The sequence below is a fragment of the Priestia sp. SIMBA_032 genome (assembly GCF_046535215.1).
Classification (GTDB): domain Bacteria; phylum Bacillota; class Bacilli; order Bacillales; family Bacillaceae_H; genus Priestia; species Priestia aryabhattai.
On the sequence record NZ_JAWRXD010001650.1, the window covers coordinates 1 to 232 of the forward strand.

Here is a 232-nt window from a genome sequence, read left to right on the forward strand (position 1 = left end):
GTAACATTAAAAGAAATTGAGTTTCGTATTATTCCAGACTCTAAAACAGCGTATCAATTATTTAAATCAAAAGAATTAGATTTACTAAGTGGTTTACCACAAGAGATGATTGAAAAAGAAAAAGGAAATAAAGAATATAAGCGTGTTGCAGGATTCTCATCTTATATTTATTCGTTTAACGTAGAAAAAGAGCCGTTTACAAATGCGAAGGTACGTAAAGCATTTTCATTAG

1 protein-coding gene is annotated in these 232 nt (G+C 29.3%); it reads left to right on the top strand.

From position 1 onward, the window contains the following. On the top strand, positions 1 to 232 hold a 232-nt coding region (locus SB717_RS39860; protein ID WP_410908889.1), incomplete at both ends, for an ABC transporter substrate-binding protein.